This window comes from Nocardia concava NBRC 100430 (assembly GCF_000308815.1).
Classification (GTDB): Bacteria; Actinomycetota; Actinomycetes; order Mycobacteriales; family Mycobacteriaceae; genus Nocardia; species Nocardia concava.
The window spans coordinates 1-644 of sequence record NZ_BAFX01000162.1 but is presented as its reverse complement, the minus strand read 5'-3'; the positions used below and the strand labels follow the sequence as shown (position 1 = coordinate 644).

1 protein-coding gene is annotated in these 644 nt (G+C 67.4%); it reads left to right on the top strand.

What is annotated here, in order from left to right; genetic code table 11:
• The coding region (locus tag ON43_RS35100) for an SDR family oxidoreductase (RefSeq protein WP_157514285.1) at positions 1-644 on the top strand (644 nt) is incomplete at both ends.

The following is a 644-nucleotide window of genomic DNA, read 5'->3' as shown; positions in this document are numbered from 1 at the left end:
TGTGCCTTGTTCGGGCTGACGATGACAAGGCTGCGGCCGAACGGCTGCGGCAGGCGCTGCGAGGGTATTCGCTGCCCGCTTCGCGTGAGGTGATGCGGCGGGTAACGCCGTTGGCGGGGGATCTGCGGTCGGCTCGGCTGGGATTGTCCGAGCAGCGGTGGGAGCGGCTGGCCGACGAGGTCGACTCGATTGTCAATGCCGGTGCGGCGGTGGACTTTCTGCGCGGGTATCCCTCATTGCGCCGGACGAACGTGCTTGGGCTGTTGACGCTTGCGGAGCTCGCGTGTGCAGGTCGGGTCAAGCCACTGCATCATGTGTCGTCCCTGGCGGTATTCAACGGGACGGAGGCCGAGACGCTCGGGGAGGATGAACCCACGACCAATGTCGCCGCACTGCCCATCGGGTACGACCGGTCGAAGTGGGCGGCGGAGGCATTGCTCGAGCGGGCGGCGCGGCATGGGCTCGTCACGACCGTGCTGCGACCGGGCGGAATCGGTGGTCATCCGGAGACGGGGGCGCACAATCCGCGCGATCTCAATGCCGGAATCTCCGCGGCGCTCATGCGATTTCGCACCGTGCCGGGCTTCCGGTACCTGAATTCGGCACCGGTGGACTGGGTGAGCCGGGTGACGGCCGAGATCGTC